This is a genomic window from Sphingomonas sp. NPDC079357, from assembly GCF_044901155.1.
Taxonomy (GTDB): Bacteria; Pseudomonadota; Alphaproteobacteria; order Sphingomonadales; family Sphingomonadaceae; genus Sphingomonas.
In genome coordinates, this window is sequence record NZ_JBJDOM010000001.1 from 1,013,146 (window position 1) to 1,036,566 (window position 23,421).

The window sequence follows — 23,421 nt, forward strand, 5'->3', positions numbered from 1 at the left end:
GTCAGGCGACGCAGCGCGCCAGATAAGTGTCGTGATCGGGCAGCGCGGCGACCTGCGCCTTGATGGTCGCGCGCATCCGCGCCAGTTGCGCGTCGAGCGCCGGCAGCGGGGCAATCGCGGCGACCGGGTGATGACGGCGCGGGATCATGCCCTGCCCCGCCAGCACCGCGACCCAATTGGCTTCCTTGAACAGGTCGTGCGGCTGTTCGACGAACACGCCGTCCTCCTCAAACAGCGCGAGCCGTTCGGCGAGCGATTTCGGCACTGCCATCGACCGGCAATGCCGCCAGAACGGCGTATCGTCGCGCGCGGTGACCTTGTAATGCGCGACGATGAAGTCGCGGACACGCTCCCACTCGGTCGCGATCATCGCGTTATACTGATCGACCACGCGCGCGCTGACGCGGCCCTCGCGCGGGAACAGCGTCATCAGCTTGGCGAGCGCGGACTGGATCATGAAGATCGAGGTGCTCTCCAGCGGCTCGACAAAGCCGCTCGCCAGTCCGAGCGCGACGACGTTGCGCACCCATGCGCGCCGCCGCCGCCCGGTGGTGAAGCGCAGCGCGCGCGGCGTTGCATCGGGGTCGCCGATCGCGGTGCACAATCGTGTCGCTGCCGCGTCCTCGTCGACGAAGGTGTCGCAGAAAACGTGACCATTGCCGGTGCGGTGGCGCAGCGGGATGCGCCATTGCCAGCCGGCCTCCAGCGCCGTGGCACGGGTAAACGGCGGCAGCGGCGACAAAGCCGGGCTCGTCACCGCAAGCGCGCGATTGCACGGCAGCCACTCGCTCCAATCGTCATATCCCGCAGCCAGCTCGCCCTCGATCAGGACGCCCGCAAATCCCGAACAGTCGAGGAAAAAATCGCCGGCGACGTCGCGCCCGTCGGCAAGCCGCAACGCCGCGACGTCACCGCTCTCCGCCTCGCGCCGTACCGCGTCTACCACGCCTTCAACCCGCACTACGCCGAGACCCTCGGCATAACGGCGCAACATCGCGGCATAGAGCGTCGCATCGAAATGATAAGCGAATTGCAGTGGCGGGGCGGCGTCCGGGGAGGTCGGCTGCACCATCCCGAACCTGCCGGCTGCGGCGGCCTGCGCCTCGGCGCTATAATCGCGCAGCGCACTCGTTCCTCCGCCGCCACGATGCCGCAGCCAGTGCTGGACGAAGCCGATCCCGTTCAGATCAGCGCCGAGCGCGCCGAACGGATGGAAGTACCGGTCGCCGAGCCGCGTCCAGTCGACGAACTCGATCCCGAGCTTGAACGTCGCCCCGGTCGCGCGCAGCACGTCGACCGCCGACAGCCCGAGGATCCGGTGGAAGCTCTCGATCATCGGGATCGTTGCCTCGCCGACTCCGATGGTACCGATCGCCGCCGATTCAACCAGCGTGATCGTACGATCCGGTGCGCCCAGCACCCGCGCCACGCACGCCGCCGCCATCCAGCCGGCGGCACCTCCGCCGAGGATCACAATCCTTTGCATCGCGTCCTTCCAGCGTGCGGCGGCGGCAGGATCAACACTCAGAACTTTGCGCGGACGCCGAACTGGAAGCGGCGATCCTGCTCGAACCAGCCACCGGGCAGATATTTGACCGGGCGGCTCGGATCTTCATTGGTCGGTCCGCTCACCTGCGCCTCCATGCGGATCTTGGTGTTGAGCAGGTTCGATCCCTGCAGGTTGAACTCGAGGTTCGGCGTGATCGCAAATCGCAGCGAGGCGTCGAGGAAGCCTTCCGACTTGTTCCACACCGGAAAGCCCAGGCAGCAATCATTGACCGAGTTGAGGTAACGCGACCGCCAGTTGTACGCCACGCGCGCGCCGAGCGGCCCCTTTTCGTAGAACAGGATCGCGTTGAGCGCATGGTCGGACATGTTCTCCAGCCGGTCGACCTGGATCTGCCCGGTCAGCGCCGATCGCGCCACCGTGCTGTCACCGCCCACCGTGTCGACAACCAGATTGGCGTTCTTGACGCCCTTGTTGAAGATGCGGGTATAGTTTGTCTGGATGCCCAGCCCGTCGAACGGCTTGGGCAGGAAGTCGAAATAGCGCTGGAACGCCAGTTCGAAGCCGTAGATCGACGCACCGTCGCCGTTGGTCGGCCCGGTCACCACCACATCGCGCGTCACGCCGTTGTTCTCGATAGGCACCGAGAAGATGCCGTTCTGAATATAGTCGTGAAATTTCTTGTAGAAGGCTGCGGCGCTCAGCGAGCCGATGCTGCCGTCATATTTTTCGATCGACAGGTCGAGCTGGTCGGCACTGACCGGCTTGAGGCGCGGATTGCCCGCGGTCGCGGTGTAGCCATAGCGTAGCCCGGTCGGTTGCCCGTCGGGTCCGAGGATCAGATTGGGATTGCCCTGCCGGATCTCGCTTTGTGGCACGAACGAGCGCTTGAGAACCGTGAAATTCTTGAGCAGTCCGATGTCGGGCTTGGAGATCGCGCGCGAGGCGGCAAAGCGGACGAACCATTCGTTGCCAAGCCCGGCGCGAAGATTGAAGCTGGGCAGCCAGTAATTATGATCGACGCGCACCGTCGACGGCGTGCTCCCGCCACTGGCGAAGGCGCGATCCTCGGTCGAGCCCGCGGCAAGGCAGCCCGGCGTCACCGCGAACTGCCCCGGCTGGAGCGCGGCGATCGCCTCGGGGGTCAAGGGCACGCAATTGAGGTCGGACTCGGTGAACGCCACCGCATAATTGAGCGCGCCTGCGCTCTGATTGCGGATGTTCACCCATCGCACACCGACGTTGCCGGTGATGTTGATCCCGGCGACGTCGGCGCTCTCGCCCCCGAACTTGGCCATGACATATGCCGATCTGGTCCGCTCGCGCACCGACAGCAATTCGCCGGCCGTGAAGCACGACCCTTCGATCTCGTCCGGCCGCGAGCAGATCGGGTTCCACGACGAGGAAGCGATTGCACCGCCCTGGCTCTGCGCGGTGGCGCTAAAGCGGCTGAACGTCTGGCTGGGGTCAGCGAGGATGTCGGAGCGCATGAACACCAGCGGCGACGTGCCGAGCAAGCCGCCTCCGAGCAGGTCCTGCCCGTAGCTCAGCGACTCCCAGAAACCGGGCTCATAGCCGCGGAAGCGCACCGATCCGTCGGCGTTGTAGGTCGGTCCGCTGGTCAGGAACGCCGAGTCGGCCGGGTTGACGCCCCAGTCGGAGGTAATGCTCGCCCAATTATACAGCGACCAGCGATGCTCCTGTCGGCGGTTGGCGAAGCGCCCGCCAAAATGGATCTCCGACAGCCATGGCGACCCAAGCGCATAGACTCCATCGAGCCGGAAGGCGTCGAGCTGCCCCTCACTGTCAGTGATATGGTCCATTGCCGAGGCCGGCTGATAATTGCGCGGGTCGCCAAACGGCTGGTCGCCAATCTGATTGTACCCCGACGGCGACAGCAACGTCATTCTCGGATAGCGGCCGGTCAGGTCGAGCGCGACATCGGCATAGGTGCGCTGGTTGAAGGTAATGTCGTAATTATAGTTGGTCGCCTTCACGTGCTGATAGTCGGCGGTGAAGGTCAGCCGGTCGCCCGCCTGCCACGACAGGTTGAACGCAGCATCCTCAACGACGCGCTTCTCGTGCGAATATCGCGTGGCGACGTCGATCGGCGCGCCCGCGCGGCACGGCTGATTGCCGTGGCTGACGTCGGAATTGAGACACGGCTGGAACAGCGGCAGGCCGTTGGGCAGCACGCCATACTGATCGGTCGAGCCGGGCACGTAGCGGTCGCCGGTCGCCCAGTCGATCGCGCCATAGCCCCAGCCGCCGCGCGACCCGGTGATGACGCCTTTCTGGAACAACCCGTCGTCGCGGAAGGTGAACGGGGTTCCTCCACCCGCCTCGTTGAACCCCAGCCCCGGTGCGTCGGGCGGCTGAAGGATGCTGGCGTCGGTCCAGACCGTCGAATGGTTGGTGCTGGCCGGATCGACCCATGCCCAATAGCTGAGCGCCTGATGCTCGACCCAGGTCGTATCATATTGCGATCGGTTGAACTGCCCGGTCGCGACCAGTCGTCCGTCGTTGCTCTTCCACTGCCCCGCGAGCGACACGCCGAAGCGCTCGCGATCGTAATTGGTGTCGGAGAAGCCGATTCCGGAAGGAATATAGGTCGTCTTCCCGGCCTCGTACGTGCCGGGGGCGAATGGCATCATTCGCGGCAGCGTCACGCCGCGCGAGTTGGTGATGACGTGTGAGTAGGCGACGTTGGCGAGGATACCGAACTCACCGATCCCGGTGATGAAGCGGTTGGAATAGAGCCCCGACAGGTCGGGCGTCGCGCGCTGCGACTTGTCGCCGTAATTTTGTGTGGCGCTCAGCGCGAGGACCTGCCCGCTCTGATCGAATGGCAGCCGCGTGCGCAGGTTGACCGTCCCGGCGATCCCGCCCTCGATCATTTCGGCGGTCTGGTTCTTGTAAGTGTCGACTCCCGCCATCAGCTCGGGCGAGATATCGTTCCACGACAGGCCATAGCCGGAGGTGGCAGAGAAGGTGTCCCGGCCGTTGAACTCGGAACGCACCTGCTGGAGCCCGCGGATCACGATTCCCGACGGCTCCGCCGAATAATGCATCACGTCGTCTTTGGCGGCCGAGCGGATGACGGTGACGCCCGGCACGCGCTGCAAGGCTTCGGCGACCGATTTGTCGGGAAATGCGCCGATGTCGGTAGCGGTGATCGAGTCGACCACGGTATCCGCATTGCGCTTCTTGCGAGCGGCGGTTTCAAGCGCCTTTCGCACGCCCGTCACCACGACATCGCTATCACCGGCAATGTCCCCGGCATCGGCGCCCGCGCCGGCCGGCCCGGTTGAAACCGTGACCGGGGCTTCCTGAGCCAGCGCGGCGCCGCAACTGGTCACCAATGCCAAAGCGGTGCCCGCCGCCAGTCCGGCACGAAGATGCGTTCGCTTCATCCCCCAACTCCCCTGTTGTCGGCGTCCGCTTTTCGGATCGCGCGATTGTGACAACTAAAATGAACTAAACGCACTGATTCGCAAGCGATAAATATATGATTTTAACATTTCGCGCGAAAGCGAAACATATCGTTTTAAGATGATGATACTCGCTCGTGCTCGCGCGCGAGATGCCGGGCGTAAAGCGCAGCGCCGTAACCGGGTGGGTGGCGCGGCGTCACCGACGTCAGGCCGGCGTCTGTCAGCCCGGCGGTGAACGCCGCACGGACGATCGGCTGATTGGCGAGCACCCCGCCCGACCATGACACCGGCACCGTCTCCTGCGCGGCAAAGCCCAGCCGATCGCGCAGGCTGGTTGCGAGCAGCACCAGCTCCGCCGCCGCCGCCGAGAGGATCGCGTGGGCCGCATCGTCGCCTGCTTCCGCCGCTCGCGACACCACCGCGGCCAAAGCGGCAATCTCGCCGCGCGCCATGCCCCGTGCGCCCATCACCCTCTCACACACTTCAAGATCGGTGGAGAGCGCCAGATCGTCACGAATGAGCCCGTACAACGCCCCGATCGGCAGCCGCCCGTCGCTCATTCGCGAGAAGGTTGCGAGCCCACGCTGCGCGATCCAATAGGCCGAGCCCTCGTCGCCGAATACCTCCCCCCAGCCGCCGGTGCGTGCGCGCTGTCCGCCACGCTCGCCGTACGCGATCGAGCCGGTCCCCGCGACGACGTTTATCCCGTCCGCGCACGCCAGCGATCCGGCCCAGCCGCACACCATGTCATTGTCGCAGCGGTAACGTGCGTGGCCGAGCACCGCGCGGACGCCCTCGTGAAGCTGCGGATCGACAATACGATCCTCGCCATAAGCGGGTAGCCCGAGAAAGACGTGGGCCAACTCTCCGGGGGTGATCGCCAGGTCCGCGCCGATCGCCGCCACACCCTGTTCGATGCGCCGCAACGCCTCCGTCACGCCGACCTCAAGATGGTAGGTCGTGCCGGTCACCGCCCGCGCGCGAACCTCCCCTGCGCCATCGATGCAGACGAACTCGGTCTTGGTCCCGCCGCCGTCGACGCCGAGATAGAAAACGGTGCTCATGCCTCGACGACGTGGATCCGCACGCCCTGCACCACGCGATTGACGGTGCCGCTCGCATTCGGCCGGTCTGGAGTCAGGCCGAGCGCTTCCGAGACATGCAGCGCGAACAGTTGCGCGGGCACGATGAACGGGAACAGCAGATCTGCATCGGCGGCTTCGGCGAGGCCGTCGACCGTGATCGTCGCGTCGTCGTCCGGTCCGGCCGAGATCACGACCACCGCTCCCGCCTGTGCATCGCCGCGCAGCTCGGCGACGATGTCGAGATCGTAGCGGCGGGTCAGCGGATCGTTCGAGACGAACACCACCGCCAGCGTGCGGTTGGTGATAATCGTCTTGGGACCGTGACGGAAACCGAGCGCACTGTCGAACGCGGTCACCACCGCGCCGTCGCTCAACTCCATCAGCTTTAGCGCTGCCTCGCGCGCCAGCCCCTGGAAGACACCGCTGCCGAGATACACGACCCGCTCGAAGCCGCGCGTCGCCAGCTCTGCGACGACCGGCTCTGCGCGCGTCAGCATGTCGGCCACGCCCGCGGTGATCGCAGGCACGCGAGCCTCCAGCGCGTCGATGCCGCCGAGCGTCGAGAGCGCCGCCAGCATCATCGCGCTGAAGCTCGAAGTCATCGCGAAGCTGCGATCGTGCGTCTCCTCGGGCAGTACCATCACGTGCGTGCGATCGCCGCCACGCCGCGCGAGCTCACCCGCCGCGTTGCAGGTGACGATCAGGTGATGCGCCTCGCCGACCATCCGGTCGACCAGATCGACCGCCGCGACGCTCTCCGGGCTGCTGCCAGAGCGGCCGAACGAGACCAGCAAGACGGGCTTGTCGCCGCGCAGATGGAGGCGCGGCGCGCTGACGATATCGGTGGTGGCGATCGCCTCGACCGTCCGGCCGAGATGATGCGACAGGCACGGCGCCAGACACTCTCCGATGAAGGCGGACGTTCCGGCGCCAGTCAGGATGACCCGCAGCTCGGGCTGAGCAAGCAACGGGGCGAGAAACGCGATGATCTCCTCGCGTGCGGCATGGAGCAGTGCTTGCGTCGCGCGCAGCGTCGCCGGCTGCTGCGCGATCTCGCGACGCGTCCAGCTGATGTCCTCATCCGGATGGGGCACGGCGATCATGGTATCAGTCATGGGGAAAACAGGCTCCGTGATAGGCGTCGAGCGTGGCGGCGACATGCGCCATCACCAGCTCGGAGGGATCGAGCGTCGCGCGGCCATTGCGCACCGCGGTGTAGGCGGTCGGCAGATACTGGCTGAGCAGCGGCAGCGGCGGCGGGGTGTCGCGCAGATTGGCGAACAGCCGCTCCTGCGCCGTCGCGATCGCAGTATCGGGCCAGTAGTAGCGGATGCGGTCCGACAGGCTGTACTGAAGCTGGAGGTCAAGCGCCCGGCCGGTCGCGTGATAGTATTTCGCCCAGTTCTTCGGCTCGGCGTGCAGCCGCTCCAGCGTCACCGCGCGGAGGTTCGCCCGCGCCGCCCCGTCGACGGTCTCGCGCTCGATCGCGTCGAGCGCCCAGAGCGCCTCGCGCAGCGCGAAGGTGACGCCGGGGCCGACCTTCAGGATCGCGAAATGGTCGCGGACCAGTGCCGCGAGCGCGGCCGGGGTCTGGTAATCGGTCGAATGTGCTTCGTAGACAAGATGATCGACGGGTTCGATCGCCTCGCTCAGCGCCACGGCGCGATCGGGACGATAATCGACGACCTTGTCGTGATCGAATTCGACACCCGGCTGCACCACGGTGGCGATCACCCGCGCCCATGCCTCGCCCAGCCCGGCTGACTCGAACAGCGCGCGATGCATGTCGACCGTCGCGATCGCCGCCTCCGGCGTGGTGACCGTCAGCTCCTCGAGATCCTCCGCCGCGCCGCCCGGCACGGGCACCTCGGTGCCGATGACGTAGACCGGCGCGTCCGCCGCCGCGCCGTCGAAGGCGTCCTCGGCCGCGCGGCAGAGCCCGGCGGCGCGTTCGGCGATCGTCCGTTCGGGCAGCGGCACGGGGTCGTCGGCGCAGCTCATGGAGCAATCGAGGTGGATCTTGCCGAAGCCGGCGCGAACGTAATCGGCCACCATCACCTTCGCCTTCGCCATGGCCTCGGCGGCCGACAGCGCGGTCCAGGCGTTCGGCCCGAGATGGTCACCACCCAGTACCAGCCTCGCGACAGGAAAGCCGACCTTCTCAGCAATCGCTTCGACGAACGTGCGGAAGTCGGCGGGCACCATGCCCGTATAGCCGCCGTCCTGATTGACCTGGTTCGACGTCGCCTCCACCAGCGCGAAGGGCTGGCCGGTCGCCGAAGCGTGGCGCAACGCGGCTTCGATCACCAGCGGGTGGGCGGAGCAGACCGAGGTCACGCCGACGCGCTCGCCCGCCTTGTGCCGCCTCACCAGATCCAGAAGAATATGCACGTGCAGCTCCTTTCGCGACCGACCATCCGTCGCTCGCCGATCAAGAATTGAAACGTTGTCCGTCGAACCTCAGGCCGCGACGGGCTCCGGTTCGGTATCCGGGTCGACGGTATCGGGCTCGATCGCCAGCAGCAGCGAGGCGGTCAGCGCCAGCACGATCCCGAACGCCTTGAGCGGACCGGGCATGACGTGAAGCACCGCCAGCGAGATCAATGCGGTGACAAGCGGCGCTCCGGCATTGGCGAGCGGCGCGACGATGATCGCCTTGCCATAGCGGAAGGCGAAGACCAGCGTCAGCGCGCCGATGGCATTGAGCACCTGGATCGCCGCTGCGAGCCCCGGTCCGTCCAGCCCCCAGTTGATCGGCCGTGCGGTGTCGGTCATCGCCCAGGCGACCGGCGCCAGCGCGAGCGCCGCGATCGTCATGTAGACGAAGATGCTCTCGGCCGACATGACGTGGTTCGCGGCCTTCATGAAATAGGCCTGCACCCCCCAGCACAGCATCACCAGCACCGCGGGCAGCAGCCACGCCGCGGAGGCGCCCGCCGCGCCGGGCGCGAAGTCGAAGGTGGGCAGAGCGAGCAGCGCGAGCACGATTCCGAGCGCACCGAGCCGCCCGGTCCGCTCCCCCATCAACAGGAACGACAGCGCGATCGTCACCACCGGCGACAGCGAGATGATCGGGAAGATCAGATAGGCTGGCCCGCGCGCGACCGCGTAGAAGAGCAGCATCTGCCCGCCCGCACCGAGCAGCCCGACCGCGAGCCCGTAGGCGATCGCGCGCGGTGAACGGTCGAGCCGCCAGCCCGCCTGCGCCAGCACGACCAGCGCGGGCGGCACCATCGTCAGCGCCCAGACGATGTAGACGAGCGTCTCCGGGAAGCCGCGCTGCGGCGACAGACCGGAGAACGCACCCCAGACGCCCCAGAGCGCGACGGTGGTGAGCGCATTGAATAGCCAGCCTCGCCCCGCCTTCGTCGCGCCGCTCATGCGACACCCCGCCCGGCCGGCGTGGCGCGCAGCAGAAGAAACCGATCGAACGCCGCCTGAATCGTCGAGCGCGAACGGGACGCGGTGCCGAGCGGCTTGCCCGAGAAGCCGTCGACGAGCGTGTAGTCGCCCTCGCCCAGCCCGCGCAGCGCGATCGGTCCCGACCAGCGATCGGCGTAGAAGGCGTAGTGGAGCACGCCGTCCTTTTCGATCGCATGCGCCTCTGGCTTGTCGAAGCCGATGTCATACAGTCCGCCGAGATAGCGGCTCTTGGACAGCATGTGCTCGCGGTAAAGCGCCACCCATTTGCCCCACAAAGCCTCCTTGGCCGGGGTCAGGACGAAGCCGCCCGTGGGCAGCTTCTCCATCGGCCTGGGCGTGTCCTTCGGCCAGGTGAACTTGGTCGAGGGGATCGCGCCGATGCCGTAGGTGGAGGCGAAGTCGTCGCCGCCGTCGCTCAGCTCGACATGGTCGCCGGCATAGGGTGCGGATGCCCCCATCAGCGCCTTGAAGGTCTTGCCTTTTAAACGGATCTGCCATGATGACAGCGGGTCCGACGCCGGGGTGTTGTTAGTGGCGGGCAGGTTGTGGAAGGCGAAGCTGTCGCCGCACGGGCACAATTCGACCACCGCCTCCGGGTTGGCCGCGATCGCCTCGTCATGGATCGCCTTCCAGAAATCCTGCAGCTTTTCGCTCGATTCCTCAGGCCGTTCGTGACGATGTGCGGGATTGTAGCAGGGCGCGACGCCGTTGAGATGCTGGCCATCGAGCTTCAGCCCGTCATAGCCCCAGTCGACCATGATCCGCCGCACCAGCGCACGGAAATAGTCGACGGTCGGCTGATAGGCCGGGCAAAGCGTAAAGGCATTCCAGAAGCTTACATTCTGCGCGGACCCGTTGCGGTCGAGCAGCAGCATGTCGGCATGATCGCGAAGCAAATCGGTGCCCGGATCGACCGCGAGCGGCGCGAGCCACAGTCGCGGGCGCATCCCGTCCGCCTTGATCCGGTCGGTGAAGGCGCGCATATCCTTGTCGCCGCGCGGGAATTTGGCCGGATTGAGCTTCCAGTCGCCCTCCGCGGTCTGCCAGCCGTCGTCAAGCACCGCCCACTCGAAGCCCAGCGCCTTCGCCTTGGGCAAGGTGCCATAGACCTGATCGAGCGTAAAATTGCGCTCATAACCCCAGGCGCACCAGATCGGTCCATAGCTCGATTCGGGAATCGACGGCGCCGCCACGCCGCGCTCTGCCATCAGGCGGCGATAGGCGTCGAGGGGTCTGAAATGATCGCCTTCGTGTGCCATCAGGAACGAGAATGGCAGCGTCAATGTCGCGCCGGGCGTAAGCAGGGCGGTTTGATTGCCGGTCAGCCCCAGCCGCGTCGCCGCCGGTTGAACAGCGACCGGCAGGGCCACCTGCCGCGGGCTGGTCTCGACATGGCCGACCGCCAGCCCGACATCGCGCCGCCACACCACCGCGACCGGGGTGCCCCCACCATAATCGGACGCGTTCATGCCCATGAAGTTTCGCTGATCGAAACCGGGCCCGACCTTCTGGATCCAGTCGCGCCGATCCGGATAGGAGGCTCCGGCAAAGGTCCAGGCGCCGTCCCGATGCGCGAGCAGGTCGTGCGTCGCGACCCGCCAGCCCGACACCGCCAGCGGCGCGCTGCCGGTGTTGCGATAGCTGACCTCGTACAAGGCGAGGCCCGGATAGGCGTCGAGGAAGGTTACGGCGATGGTCTGCTCGACCTGCCCGCCGGCGGTGGCGCGCAGACGATGCTGCCGCCCCCTGCCATGCGCGCCCGCTACCGGGGTTTCGGCATGGTCGATCAGCAGGAAGGTGCCGAGCGGCCGTCCGCTGACGAACAGCGCCTCTGGTGCACCGCGCGACGTGATCGCCTTGCCGCCGAACGACAGCTGCGCGCGCATCGCACGATCATAGTCGATCGTCAGCGTGCCATCGGTCAGCCGCAGCCCGGCGGGCGCCGCCGCCCAAACCGCGCCGCCCCAGTCCGGCAGCGTCACCGCCGCGCCGCCCATCATCAGGCGGGCGAGCATCGAGCGGCGCGTAACGGTGCTGGACGACATGACGCATTCTCTCCTTCGCGACCCGTCGACGCTGCGCGCCGCCGGTCCGGCAAGAAAGAACTTGCACCAACCGCAGCGGACGCGCAAACAAAAAGCGCAACCTTAACGCGCGTTTTCTTTCGTTACTAAATATGAGGAGAGTGACATGGGGGTGATCGCGGCCTTCCTGCTGGCCGGTGCAGCGTCGACCAGCGCACATTATACCGAGGCCGACTTCGCACGGGTCGCCAAGTTCGATGCTCATTTCCATGCCAATATCGAGGACAAGCGCTTCCTGGCGCTGGCGAGGCGCGACCGTTTCGAAGTGCTGTCGATCAACGTCGATTATCCCGACTTCCCTCCGCTCGCGCAGCAGGCGACGATCGCGCGTGCGATGCGCGCCGTCGACCCGGTCGATTTCCGCTACGCCACAACCTTTTCGATGAACGGGTTCGGCACGCCGGGCTGGACCGAACGCACGATCGCCCACCTCGACGCGGCCTTCGCGCGCGGTGCGATCGCGGTGAAGGTGTGGAAGAACATCGGCATGGTCGCTACCGATCCAGGGGGCAAGCGCGTCTTCCTTGACGATCCGCGCTTCGATGGCGTGATGGCGCATCTCGAACAGCGCAACATTCCGCTGATCGCGCACCAGGCCGAACCGAAGAATTGCTGGCTGCCGCTCGACCAGATGACGACTGACAACGACCGCGCCTATTTCAAGGCGCATCCCGAATATTACATGTACCTGCACCCGGAGGAGCCGAGCTACGAGGCGCTGATGGCGGCGCGCGACCGCTTCGTCGCGCGTCATCCCAAACTGGCGTTCGACGGCGCACACATGGCCAGTCTGGAGTGGAGCGTTGACGAGTTGGCGCGCTTCTTCGACGCCTATCCGAACACCGTCGTCGACCTCGCCGCCCGGCTCTCAAACCTGCAGGTCCAGTCGAACGCCAACCCGGCCAAGGTGCGCGCATTCTTCGTTAAATATCAGGACCGGATCCTGTATGGCACCGACCTGACTGACAGCCCGCCCGATCCGGCCGCGCGCGCGCAGAATCCGCCCGCGACCAACGACTTCGCCAGGGAAGCCGACAGGGTCTGGCGCGCCGACTGGCGATATCTGGCGACCTCGCACGCGCAGCGCGTCGATGCGATCAACGCAGATGCGATCGGGCTCAACCTGCCGCGTGCGGTAATCGACAAAATCTACTGGCAGAACGCGCAGCGGTTCTTTCGTCTGAAGCAGCGGTCGTAGGTCTTACCCGTCCTCGCTGCCGCAAGCTTTCTCCCTCTCTTGCCGGTGCAAGCTTCACCGATCCTCACCGTCGCCCCGGACTTGATCCAGGGTGACGGCGTCATTTGCATCGCCAGTCAGGCAACGTGGAGGCGGAAGCCCAGCCGATCGGCGGCAGCCTGCATTCCCTCGGGCGCGGTGTCGTCGATGACCAGGTCGTCAATCTCGGCAACGTTGAGGATACGGTGCAGGCAAACGCGCCCGAACTTCGAACGGTCGGTAACTGCGATCACCTGTCGCGCCGCCTTCACCATCTTGCGATTGAGCATCGCCTCGGGCTCGTAGTGAGTGGTGATGCCGCGCTCGATGTCAAAGCCGTCGACCCCGAGGAACAGCTTGTCGACATGCAGATCGTCGAGCGCGCTTTCAGTCTGCGCGCCGTAGAAGGCGCGATTGCGCCGCCGCAGCGTCCCGCCCAGCATCACCACCCGGATGCGCTCCTTGCGGGCCAGCGTGCTCAGGATGTCGAGATCGTTGGTGAGGACGGTGATGTCCTCATGATCGGGCAGATGATGCGCGATCTGCAACGTCGTGGTGCCGGAATCGAGCACCACCGAGTCTCCCGGCTGCACCATTGCCGCCGCAAGCGCGCCGATTCGCGCTTTCTCGTCGACATGGCTCGCGCGTTTTGCCTCTACTGGCGGCTCGGCGATCACGTTGACCGCGTCGGCGACGATCGCACCGCCATAGGACCGTTCCGCAACGCCCCGTTTCGCGAGGAAATGCAGGTCCTTGCGAATGGTCTGCATGGAAACGCCGAACCGCTCCGCCAGAGGTGCGACCTGCACGCTGCCGCGCTCACGCACCATGGCGCTGATCTGCTGACGTCTGCCGCTGGTGTCCCGAACCGTGGACATGTGACCCTCCCTGGAGCGTAACCCATATCAGCGCGCCCCCACCGCGACAACTGGCAGTCAAGTTTCGTTTCTTTTCTGTTTGACAGCAATACGAAACGAAAGATACCAAGCCGCAATATTTCGCATGACATGCGAGGCATCAGGAGAGTAGCGATGACGCAACCAATCCGCTGGCACAAGGCCGCGCTGACCGGGGTCAGCCTGGTCGCGATGCTCGTCGCCGGGCAGGCCGCCGCGCAGGACGCGGGCGCATCAATCGATCCGGCGCAGCGCTCCTCCACCGCCTCCCCGGATCCGCAGGCGATCCTCTCCGATCCCGGCCAGCAACCCGGGGAAACTGGTGAGCCTGCCGCCCCGACCGAAGTCGTCGTACGCGGAGTCCGCGGCAGCCTGTTGCGGTCGATCCAGGCCAAGCGCAACGCGGACACGATCGTCGACGCGATCTCCGCCGAAGAGCTCGGCAAGTTTCCCAACCGCAACGTTGCGGAGGCGCTTGCCAATATCCCCGGCGTGACGGTGGGTCGCGACGGGCGCGGCGAAGGGCGCGACATCACCGTGCGCGGGCTCGGCTCCAATTTCGCAATCACCACGCTGAACGGGCGTATCCTGCCGACCGACGGCACCGACCGCTCGTTCCAGTTCGACGTGCTTCCCTCCGAGATCATCTCGGGCGCCGAAGTGAAGAAGGCGGTGCGCGCCTCCGAGCTGGAGGGCAGCATCGGCGGCAACGTCGACCTGCGCACCGCCCGCCCGCTCGACCGGCCCGGCTTCCACGCCTCGGCCGCAATCGAGGGGCAGTATAACGATCTGGTCGACAAGGGCGGGTACAAGCTGAGCGGCGTTGTCAGCACCACCTTCGCCGACAATACGATGGGGATCCTGCTCGGCGCCAGCTACAACAAGTACAAGTTCCGCACCGACAATCTCGGCGAGTATTCGATCACCGACGGGACGGAGGCGGGCTATGGCATCGACTTCAATCGCGACGGGCGGGTCGACAGCGATCCGAACGGCCCGGCGTATATCTGGCCCGATTATTACAGCGTCGGCTATGTCGCCGGCGAGCGCGAGCGGATCGGCGCCGCTGGCGCCTTCCAGTGGAAGCCATCGAGCAACTTCGAGATCACGGTTGACGGCATCTACAGTCATTTCGACGTAAGCCAGCACAATTACCGCTCCTCCAATTACCTCAACCCGCTCGGCGATGACGGCACGCCGCGCTGGGACCCGACGTCGATCTCGGTCGACAAGAACAACGTCGTCACCGGGTTCACCAAGAACGACATGGTCGCGGAGGTGCTGACCACCGACGAGCCCCGCCAGAGTCAGACGTGGCAGATCGGCGGGCGCGTCGACTGGCGACCCCTCGACCAGCTGAAGCTGGCGTTTGACGGTTATTACGGGAAGGCGACCAACAATACCGGCGGGCGCAACCGCTTCGTCGTGGCGGGCATCCCCGGCGCGTCGGCGGCGTTTGCGGCGCGCGACAACGGGCTGCCGGATCTCGCGATCACGCTGCCGGGCGGCCGGACCCTCGACCAGGCGACCAACGACGACTTCCGCGCCCACTACATCGGCATCCAGGGCCAGGATATCAGCGACGATATCAAGAGCCTGAAGATGGACGGCGAGTACCGCGTCGACAACGGCGTTTTCAAGGCGATCGGCTTCGGCGTCGCATGGACCGACCGGCACAAGGACGTGACGACCGTCGACAACCAATATACGACGTCGTGCAATTACTGCGGCTATCCGTTTACCTTCGGCCAGATCGGCGCGGATGTGGTCAAGCCGGGGCGCGAGGACATTCTGCAGAAGCGGCGCGGCAATTTCCCGCGCAACTTCCCCTATTTCGATATTGACACTTATCTGGCCGCGCTGCCGCGCGCCGACAACAACCCGGCGATCCTGAACCCGAACAGCTGCCTCGATGCGAGCGGCGCGACGATCCCGGGCTGTTCGCTGTCGCCCTACCCGGCCGGCTATTCGACGCAAATCATCCAGGACGACCTTCCGGCCTCATACCGCATCCGCGAGCGGACCTGGGCCGGCTATGTCCAGTTCAATCTGGAGGGCGCGCGCTGGCGAGCCGACATCGGCGGGCGACTGGTGGCGACGAAAGTCTCCTCGGTCGGCTATGGCGCGTCGATCGCCACGATCATTCCGCGCGCGGGGACGCAGGACAACGCGGTCGGCTTCAACCCCGTGGAGCCGATCACCGGCGGCGGCGACTATCTGCGGCTATTGCCCGCTGCCAATTTTGCCTATGACCTGTCGGACGGGCTGCGGCTGCGGCTCGCAGCGTCGCAGGCGATCTCACGCCCGACCTTCGCCGAACTGTCGCCGGCAAAGGACGCGACCTCGGCACAATCGGGGACGTACATCATCTATGACGCAGGCAACCCGAACCTGAAGCCGACCGAGGCGAATCAGCTGGACGTGTCGCTCGAGTATTACCCGTCCAACCGCCTCGCGCTGACCGCGGCGGCCTTCTACAAGCATATCACCAACTTCGTCTCGACCGTGCCGGTCGACGTCGTGATCACGCCGACCGCGCAGCCGGCCAACCAGGTCCAGAACTTCAACTTCGTCGAATATCAGGTGCGCAACGGCGACAGTGCCAACGTCTACGGCCTCGAGGTCGGCGGCCAGTATTTCCTCGACAACGGCTTCGGCGTGCAGGCAAACCTGACCTACAATCACTCGCGCGCGACCTCGGGTGACGTGACCACCGATCTGCCAGGTGCAATCCCCTTCTCCGCAAACGGCAAGCTGTTCTACGAGAACCACGGCATCGGCGCGCAGGTGTCGTACACCTTCCAGTCGCGCTTCACCTATGCGCAGTCGGGCAATCTCGCCTATCTGCCGGTGAAGGAAGATCCGTATCACGAAGTTTCGGCAACGCTCTCCTATGACGTGACCAGTAACCTGACCGCCTATGTGCAGGGATCGAACCTGCTTGGCCAAGCGGTCAAGCGCTTCAACGATCTGCGGAATGTACCAAACTTCTATGAATATTCTGGACGCGCCTTCTTCTTTGGCGTCCGCGGACGACTTTGATACGGATGGGAAGGCTCTGTCAAAACAAACGCCCCGGGCGCGTTCGCCGCAAGTTTGTGCCCTGACTGCCCGCCCGCGGGCAGTCGAGCGGCCTTAATCCTGAACCCAGGCGAGGCAATTTCGCAGCACCGACAGCTCAAGTGGCGTTCCTCACCCCTTTGAAGGACACGTTAGCTTTAGCGCTCGGAGGATCGGTGCGTCACGTCTGACAGCAACCGTACTGCTGCTCCGGGCGGCGGAGAAAGAAGCCGCACAAGCCGGGCTGCCGGCCGGCGGTCAAGATCTCCGAGGTACAGGCCCGTTCGACTTATCCGCAGAACCGCGCGAATTTCCTCAGCATTTTCGCGCTAGCTAAAATTAATTGGACTGAGTGGCGGAGCGGGAGGGATTCGAACCCTCGATACGCTTTTGACGTATACTCACTTTCCAGGCGAGCGCCTTCGACCACTCGGCCACCGCTCCGCATGCTTGGAATGGCGGTCCTAGTCGCAGTCGCCACATTGCGCAAGCGGGTCGATTGCCTTGCCTGCGGTGATGGGTCACGATGCGCGCATGTCGACGCTTGCCGCCCTGCTTCTGCTTGCCCAGGCACCCGCCGCCGCGATCCCTGCCCCGCATGAACCGATCGAGCGAGACTGGCGCGCCATCCCCGATGACGAACTGCTCGTGATGCGGCTGAAGGGCGATCGCACGGTCGTGATCCGGCTCGCGCCCGATTATGCGCCGCTGCATGTCGCCAGCATCCGCAAGCTGGCGCGCGCACACTGGTGGGACGGACTCAGCGTCTATCGCGTGCAGGAAAACTGGGTCGCGCAATGGGGGGATGCCAGCGAAAAGAAGCCCTTGCCGGCTAATGTCCCCGCCCGCCTCGCCCCCGAGTTCGAGATTGCTCGTTTCGCCCCCGCGCAGACGCTGACACGCGCCGATCCCCATTCCGCCGTCTCCGGGATCACCGCCGACGGCTGGCCGGTCGCCAGCGACGGGCGTGGCCATGCGTGGCTGACGCATTGTTACGGCATGGTCAACGTCGCGCGCGATGCCGACCCGATGACCGGATCGGGCGCGGAGATGTCGACGCCAATCGGTCAGTCGGCGCGGCGACTCGATCGCAATTATGCGTTGGTGGGGCGGATTATCGCCGGGATGCAAAATTTGTCATCGCTCCCGCGGAGCGATGCGCCGATGGGCTTTTACGCCGATGCGGCAGAACGCACCCCCATCGTCGAGATGCGGCTGGCCAGCGACATGCCGGCGGCGGAGCGCCCGCACTTCCAGTATCGCGCCGCCGACAATCCGCGCTTCGCAGCGATGATCCGTCGGCGCGAGAACCCGCCCGCGCCGACGATCGGCGGTGGCGGGATCGAGGTCTGCGAAGTGCCGCTGGAAGTGCGGCGGATACCATGAGGTGACGAGGGCCTGATGTCGCCCACTGCTCCGGCTTTACGCCGTGGCGTCGCGTTTCGCTGCACCAGCCCGAGACGAAGCACAATTTGGGATGACGGGTAGACCGAGCGTGGGCGCAGGTCCGCTCGGACCGGCTGTGGGAAACCGCAGATCCCGCGGGCTCGCGTCCGGGCCGGCTGTCCTACCGCTGCGCGCCGACCCAGTCGGACACCTGCTGCGCGACCTGATTGGCGGCCTGACTGAGCGCAGCCCCCGCCTGATCCGCCTTGATCTCGCCGACTGGCACGCGCGCCTCGAAGCGCCGCTTCTCGACCGTCGGGGCGCCGGCCGGGGTGTACGATGCATCATAGGTCACGACCGCCTGACGCTGCACCGCGTCGACCCCGAACGTCCGCAACTCGCCGCCCAGCGAAGCGCTCGGCGCATCGAAGGATTGCGCGGGCGACAACACCACCATCTTCGCGCGCGCGGTCAGCGTATCGGATAGCAGTCGCGCGAACAGCCGCGCCGGCGGCTCGGCCCATTGCGCATCCTTGACGTAGGCGAGCGACGTGTCGGTCGCCTGCACCGGCACGCGCGTTCCCGCGATCGCCTGCGGCACTGCCGGCACCTCGATCACGATCGCGCGGCCGGTCGCGGAGTTCTGCACCGCCCCCGCCTCCGGCTGCGCCTGAGGCGCGATCGTCAGCAGTGACGGCGGCGGGGTTGCGCCGAAGCGGATGCAGCCAGCCAGCGGCACCAGCGCCGCGACGATCAGAAGCTTGTTCGCCAAAGCACGCACGATCACTTCCCCTTATAGTCCGGCAGCGCCGGCTGCCCCACCAGCGAGCTGGCGCCACCCTGCTCGACCCGCTCGCTGATCGACTTCAGCGACGAGGCGGTCACGCGCAGGTCGCGCACCAATTGGTTGACCTGCGGGATTGTCTGCTTGCTGAAGGTCGTCAGGCCTGGCCGCGCATCGCCGATCGCGGCATTGAGCGTGTCCGCGCTCTGCTGCGCAGAGGTGATCGCCTTGTTGAGATTGGCCATCGCCGGCTGGACGTCGTTCGCCAGCACGCCGTTGGTGGTCTGCGCCAGCGCACCGATCTGCTCGGCGGCGTTGCCCGCCTGCTGGATCGCGATGCGGGTCTGCGCCAGCGTCGCGGCGATCTCCGGGCCGCGATCGGCGAGCGCGTCGGTCAGCCGGTTCGTGTTGTCGAGGATACCCGCGATCGACGCCTGGTTGCGGTCGCTCAGCATCCCCGTCAGGCGCTCGGTCAACGTTGACAGCCGCTCCAGCAGCTGCGGCGCGGAGTTGAGAATTGCGCCGATGCCGCCGGTCTTGGTCGGGATCACCGGCACGCCCAGCGGACAGACGCTCTTGGCGGCATCGCCTTCAGGGCAGGTGATCGGCTGCGCGCCCTTGCTTGCACCGTCAAGGCTGACCGTGCTGGTGCCGGTGAAGCTGCCCTGGATCGTCGCGGTCGTGCCGCGCAGGATCGGAGTGTCCTCGTTCACGCTGATCCGGACTCGGACATATTGCGGGTCGGGCTTCCACAGCGAGATGGTCTTCACCTGCCCCGACGGCACGCCCGAAAAGGTCACCGACGATCCCTTCGCCAGACCGTCGACCGCCTGGCGGAAGAAAATGTCGTAATCGCGCTCCTTGGTGCCGCCGATCCGCGCAATCCACACCGTGAAGACCGCGACCAGCGCCAGCAGGATCAGCACCACCGCGCCAACGAGGACATGGTTCGAACGCGTTTCCATTTTTCAGCCCCTCTCGCCCGACCCGGTGACGCCGGCCGACCTGCCGTGATCCGCCATATCCGCGCCGCGCGCATAATCGTCCGCCATGCCGCCCTGCGAGCGCTGGCCGCTTTGCCACTGCGCCACCTCGGTCGGGTGCGCGGCGGCATCGCTTGCGGCGCTCCGCTCCTGCGAGGCGACCGCCGCCCGGCCGCGCGGACCGTTGAAATATTCCTGAATCCAAGGATGATCCAGCGCCAGCAGTTCGTCGATCGTCCCGACTGCGATCACCCGCTTGTCGGCCAGCACCGCGACGCGGTCGCAGATCGCGTACAGCGTGTCGAGATCGTGGGTGATGAGGAACACGGTCAGCCCGAGCGTCTTCTGGAGCGCCTTGGTCAGATCATCGAACGCCGCCGCGCCGATCGGGTCGAGCCCGGCGGTCGGTTCGTCTAGGAACAGCAACTCGGGATCGAGCGCCAGCGCGCGCGCCAGCCCGGCGCGTTTCTTCATGCCCCCCGACAATTCGGCGGGAAACTTCGGCCCGGCGTCGGCCGGCAATCCGGTCATCACCACCTTGTACGAGGCAATTTCGTCAAGCAGCGCGAGGTCGAGATCGGGGTAGAATTCGCGCAGCGGCACCTGCACGTTCTCGGCGACGGTCAGCGTCGAGAACAGCGCGCCGCCCTGGAACAACACGCCCCAGCGCTTGCGGATTTCGACCGTGTCATGCTCGCTGCGGTCGAGCGTCGGCTCGCCGAACACTTCGACTTCGCCCTGGGTCGGCGATTGCAGCCCGATGATCGAGCGCATCAGCACCGACTTGCCGGTGCCCGAGCCGCCGACCACGCCCAGGATCTCGCCACGCCGCACCTCGAGATCGAGATTGTCGTGGATAACCTGATCGCCGAACTCGTTGCGGAGCCCGGTCACCTTGATGATCGGCGCATCGTCGGGCCGGCTGGCGTTGTGTTGCGGCATCAGATCCAGCCGATCTGTTCAAAGAAGACCGCGAAGAACGCATCGACGACGATTACCATGAAGATCGCCTGCACCACCGCCGACGTCGTCTTGAGCCCTACCTGCTCGGCATCGCCCTTCACCTGCATCCCCTGAAAACAGCCGGCTACGGCGATGATCGCGCCGAACACCGGCGCCTTGATCAGCCCGACGAACACGTCGGTGATCGGCACGACTTCACGAATCCGCGCGACGAAGGCGATCGGCGGGATGTCGAGCGCGAACCAGCACAACACGCACCCGCCCAACACCGAGAGTACCGCGGCGTAGAAGCCGAGCAGCGGCATCAGCACGATCGCCGCGATCGTGCGCGGCAGCACCAACGCCTCCATCGGTGAGACGCCGATCGTGCGCATCGCGTCGATTTCTTCGGTCAGCTTCATCGTGCCCAATTGCGCCGCGAACGCCGATCCGGACCGCCCGGCAACCATGATCGCGGTCATCAGCACGCCCAGCTCGCGCATTGAGATGCGCCCGACCAGATTGATCGTGAACGCTTCCGCGCCGAACTGGCGCAACTGCACCGCACCCTGCTGCGCGATCACCACCCCGATCAGGAAACTCATCAGTCCGATGATTCCCAGCGCCGATACGCCCACCACCTCGAAGCGTTGCACCGTGGCATTGAACCGAAAGCGGCTTGGATGGCGGATGACGCCACCGAACGCGATCACCGTCTCGCCCATGAACCCCAGCAGTCCGAGCGCGGTGCGCGCCGAATTGGCGGTCGACTCCCCGATCTCCGCCAGCACGCGCCCGAACGCAGAGCGCGATTGCGGGCGCATCTGCACGGGCTGATCGGCGGCCTGCACCTGTTCAAGCAGGTTCTGACCGTCGCCGCTCAGCCCCTCGATCCGTGCGTCGTGCTCGCGCGCGAAGCGGTGGATCACCCACGCGCCAATCGTGTCGATCCGCTCGACGGCGGACAGGTCGACGACCGACACCTGCCCTTGCTGCTTCTCCAGCCGATTCGGCAGATCGCCGAGCCGCGCCAGCGACAGATCGCCGGTAACGCGCAACACCTGCGCGTCGCCCGAAGCGCCGTCGCGATCCATGCTGAAGTCGGCAGCCGCACTCATCGGTCGATCCATGCGGCAAAGCTCATCTGCTCACAAGCGCCCAGCGCTGCAATCGTTCCGCGCGCGTACCACTTTTGTGATCGTTCACTCACAAAAGCACGTCCACGCTGTGGATCACCACACCGACCAGCCCCCCGACGAGCGTGCCGTTGATGCGGATGAACTGCAGGTCCTTGCCGACGGCATTTTCGAGTCGCTGCGTCACCGTCTGTGCATCCCAGCCGCGCACCGTCTCCGACACCAGCCGCACGATCGCGTCGCCGTAATCCGCCGCCGCGCCTACTGCCGCGCGGCGCACGAAGCGGTTGATGATCCGTCCCAGTCGCGGATCGTCCTGAAGGGTTGCGCCCAGTTGGTGCAGCGCCTCGCCCAGCTTGCCCGCCATCAGCGCATCGGGATCGCGGGCGGCGCGCAGCATCGCGGCGCGCGCCTGCTCCCACAATCCGTTGATCCAGTCCTGCATCGCCGGGTTTTCGAGCAGCTCGATCTTCACCGTCTCCACCCGCGCGCGCATTTCGGGATCGTGCTGGAGTCGCTCGGCGACGCTCGCCATCGCCTCCTCGACCTTCAGGCGCAGCGGATGCTCGGGATTGTCAGCCATCTCCGCGACCAGTTTGTCGAGCCCGTCGATGATCTTGTTGGCCAGCGTCTCGTCCAGCCCGGTCCAGCGCAGCACCGTGCCGGCGCGGTCATGAACCATCGCGCGGATCAGATGCTCGTTCGACGCCAGCGCACCGCGCATCCAGCGCACCAGCGCGTCGATTACCGGGCGATGCCGCTCCTCCGCCATCGCCGCCGCCAGCGCGCGCCCCAGCATTGGCGACAGCTCGGTCTCGCGCACGCGAGTCACCATCATCGCGCGCACCATTCCGCCAAGGCGCTCCTGATCGAGCGCCTGCAACACCTCGGTCGCGAGCCGCGAGATGCCGCGCGTCAGCCTACTGCCCCCCGCCCCGCGCGGGTTGGCGAGCCAGCGTCCAGCCGCCGCAGCGACGTCGATCCGCTGCATTCGCCGCGCGACCACCGCGGGTATCAGAAAATACTCGCGCAGGAATTGCGCGAGCTGGTCGCCGATCCGGTCCTTGTTGCGCGGGATGATCGCGGTATGCGGGATCGGCAGCCCCAGCGGATGGCGGAACAGCGCAGTCACCGCGAACCAGTCCGCCAGCCCGCCGACCATCGCCGCCTCGGCGAAGGCGCGGACGAACCCCCAGGCCGGATGCCGCGGCTCCAGCGCGCGTGAGACGAAGAACGCCGCCGCCATCACCACCAGCAACAGCCCCGCAAGCCGCCGCATCCGGACGAGGGCGGCAGGCGGAGGGGCGGCGCGGACGATCATCCCCGTAACAATCCCCGATCGCCCGCGAAGTTCAAGCGACCTTCGTCATTGCGTCGCCACGCTCGCGATGACGAACCCACCGGGTCCGTCGCCCCTGCGCAGGCAGGGGTCCATGTCTGTCGAATGCAAAGCTGCCCTGCCCACAGCGGCCGCGCCAGTGTATC

16 protein-coding genes and 1 tRNA gene are annotated in these 23,421 nt (G+C 66.1%); 3 read left to right on the forward strand and 14 right to left on the reverse strand.

Translation table 11 applies throughout. The annotated features are described in order from the left end of the window. Position 1: 1 nt before the first annotated feature. The 7 genes from ACI2JO_RS04665 to ACI2JO_RS04695 form a co-directional block, all read right to left on the reverse strand. Positions 2-1,486 carry a tryptophan halogenase family protein gene (locus tag ACI2JO_RS04665; protein ID WP_404719558.1) on the reverse strand — a complete coding sequence of 495 codons (1,485 nt, stop codon included), beginning with the start codon at positions 1,484-1,486 and terminating at the stop codon, positions 2-4. A gap of 38 nt (positions 1,487-1,524) precedes the next feature. Then, positions 1,525-4,920, reverse strand: a complete 3,396-nt coding sequence (locus tag ACI2JO_RS04670) for a TonB-dependent receptor (RefSeq protein ID WP_404719559.1) — start codon at positions 4,918-4,920, stop codon at positions 1,525-1,527. Between the two features lie 134 nt (positions 4,921-5,054). Continuing rightward, positions 5,055-6,005 (reverse strand): N-acetylglucosamine kinase, encoded by a 951-nt coding sequence (locus ACI2JO_RS04675; RefSeq protein WP_404719560.1) that lies wholly within the window; start codon positions 6,003-6,005, stop codon positions 5,055-5,057. Further along, complete coding sequence (locus ACI2JO_RS04680) at positions 6,002-7,141, reverse strand: SIS domain-containing protein (protein WP_404719561.1); 1,140 nt, start codon at positions 7,139-7,141, stop codon at positions 6,002-6,004. Before ACI2JO_RS04680 ends, ACI2JO_RS04675 begins: the two co-directional genes overlap by 4 nt. Then, the gene (locus ACI2JO_RS04685; RefSeq protein ID WP_404719562.1) at positions 7,134-8,417 is read right to left on the reverse strand and encodes a D-tagatose-bisphosphate aldolase, class II, non-catalytic subunit; all 1,284 of its coding nucleotides are present in this window, start codon (positions 8,415-8,417) and stop codon (positions 7,134-7,136) included. Before ACI2JO_RS04685 ends, ACI2JO_RS04680 begins: the two co-directional genes overlap by 8 nt. A gap of 69 nt (positions 8,418-8,486) precedes the next feature. Then, complete coding sequence (locus ACI2JO_RS04690; protein WP_404719563.1) at positions 8,487-9,407, reverse strand: EamA family transporter; 921 nt, start codon at positions 9,405-9,407, stop codon at positions 8,487-8,489. Beyond that, positions 9,404-11,494 (reverse strand): glycoside hydrolase family 36 protein, encoded by a 2,091-nt coding sequence (locus ACI2JO_RS04695; protein WP_404719564.1) that lies wholly within the window; start codon positions 11,492-11,494, stop codon positions 9,404-9,406. The genes ACI2JO_RS04690 and ACI2JO_RS04695 overlap by 4 nt, the downstream gene beginning before the upstream one ends. A gap of 145 nt (positions 11,495-11,639) precedes the next feature. On the opposite strand from ACI2JO_RS04695, the gene ACI2JO_RS04700 reads away from it, so the two are divergent. Beyond that, complete coding sequence (locus tag ACI2JO_RS04700) at positions 11,640-12,731, forward strand: amidohydrolase family protein (RefSeq protein ID WP_404719565.1); 1,092 nt, start codon at positions 11,640-11,642, stop codon at positions 12,729-12,731. Between the two features lie 116 nt (positions 12,732-12,847). Here the strand turns inward: ACI2JO_RS04700 and agaR are convergent, their stop codons facing one another. Continuing rightward, on the reverse strand, positions 12,848-13,627 hold the full coding sequence (gene agaR / locus ACI2JO_RS04705; RefSeq protein WP_404719566.1) for a transcriptional repressor AgaR: 780 nt from the start codon (positions 13,625-13,627) through the stop codon (positions 12,848-12,850). Positions 13,628-13,780: 153 nt separating this feature from the next. Here agaR and ACI2JO_RS04710 point away from each other — a divergent pair, with 153 nt between their 5' ends. Beyond that, positions 13,781-16,687, forward strand: a complete 2,907-nt coding sequence (locus tag ACI2JO_RS04710) for a TonB-dependent receptor (RefSeq protein ID WP_404719567.1) — start codon at positions 13,781-13,783, stop codon at positions 16,685-16,687. A gap of 371 nt (positions 16,688-17,058) precedes the next feature. On the opposite strand, the gene ACI2JO_RS04715 is transcribed toward ACI2JO_RS04710, so the two are convergent. Then, positions 17,059-17,149 (reverse strand) — tRNA-Ser (locus ACI2JO_RS04715). Between the two features lie 90 nt (positions 17,150-17,239). Here ACI2JO_RS04715 and ACI2JO_RS04720 point away from each other — a divergent pair. Continuing rightward, the gene (locus tag ACI2JO_RS04720; protein WP_404719568.1) at positions 17,240-18,091 is read left to right on the forward strand and encodes a peptidylprolyl isomerase; all 852 of its coding nucleotides are present in this window, start codon (positions 17,240-17,242) and stop codon (positions 18,089-18,091) included. A 181-nt stretch (positions 18,092-18,272) separates the two neighbouring features. Here ACI2JO_RS04720 and ACI2JO_RS04725 read toward each other — a convergent pair whose 3' ends face one another. The 5 genes from ACI2JO_RS04725 to ACI2JO_RS04745 all read right to left on the reverse strand — a co-directional run bounded on the left by ACI2JO_RS04725 (position 18,273) and on the right by ACI2JO_RS04745 (position 23,257). Then, positions 18,273-18,863: an ABC-type transport auxiliary lipoprotein family protein gene (locus ACI2JO_RS04725; RefSeq protein ID WP_404719569.1), complete on the reverse strand. Its 591-nt coding sequence runs from the start codon at positions 18,861-18,863 to the stop codon at positions 18,273-18,275. 11 nt (positions 18,864-18,874) lie between these two features. Then, positions 18,875-19,840 carry an MlaD family protein gene (locus ACI2JO_RS04730; protein ID WP_404719570.1) on the reverse strand — a complete coding sequence of 322 codons (966 nt, stop codon included), beginning with the start codon at positions 19,838-19,840 and terminating at the stop codon, positions 18,875-18,877. Positions 19,841-19,843: 3 nt separating this feature from the next. Beyond that, on the reverse strand, positions 19,844-20,800 hold the full coding sequence (locus ACI2JO_RS04735; protein WP_404719571.1) for an ABC transporter ATP-binding protein: 957 nt from the start codon (positions 20,798-20,800) through the stop codon (positions 19,844-19,846). Then, on the reverse strand, positions 20,800-21,918 hold the full coding sequence (locus tag ACI2JO_RS04740; protein WP_404719572.1) for an MlaE family lipid ABC transporter permease subunit: 1,119 nt from the start codon (positions 21,916-21,918) through the stop codon (positions 20,800-20,802). Before ACI2JO_RS04740 ends, ACI2JO_RS04735 begins: the two co-directional genes overlap by 1 nt. 88 nt (positions 21,919-22,006) lie before the next feature. After that, positions 22,007-23,257: a DUF445 domain-containing protein gene (locus tag ACI2JO_RS04745; protein WP_404719573.1), complete on the reverse strand. Its 1,251-nt coding sequence runs from the start codon at positions 23,255-23,257 to the stop codon at positions 22,007-22,009. Positions 23,258-23,421: the final 164 nt, after the last annotated feature.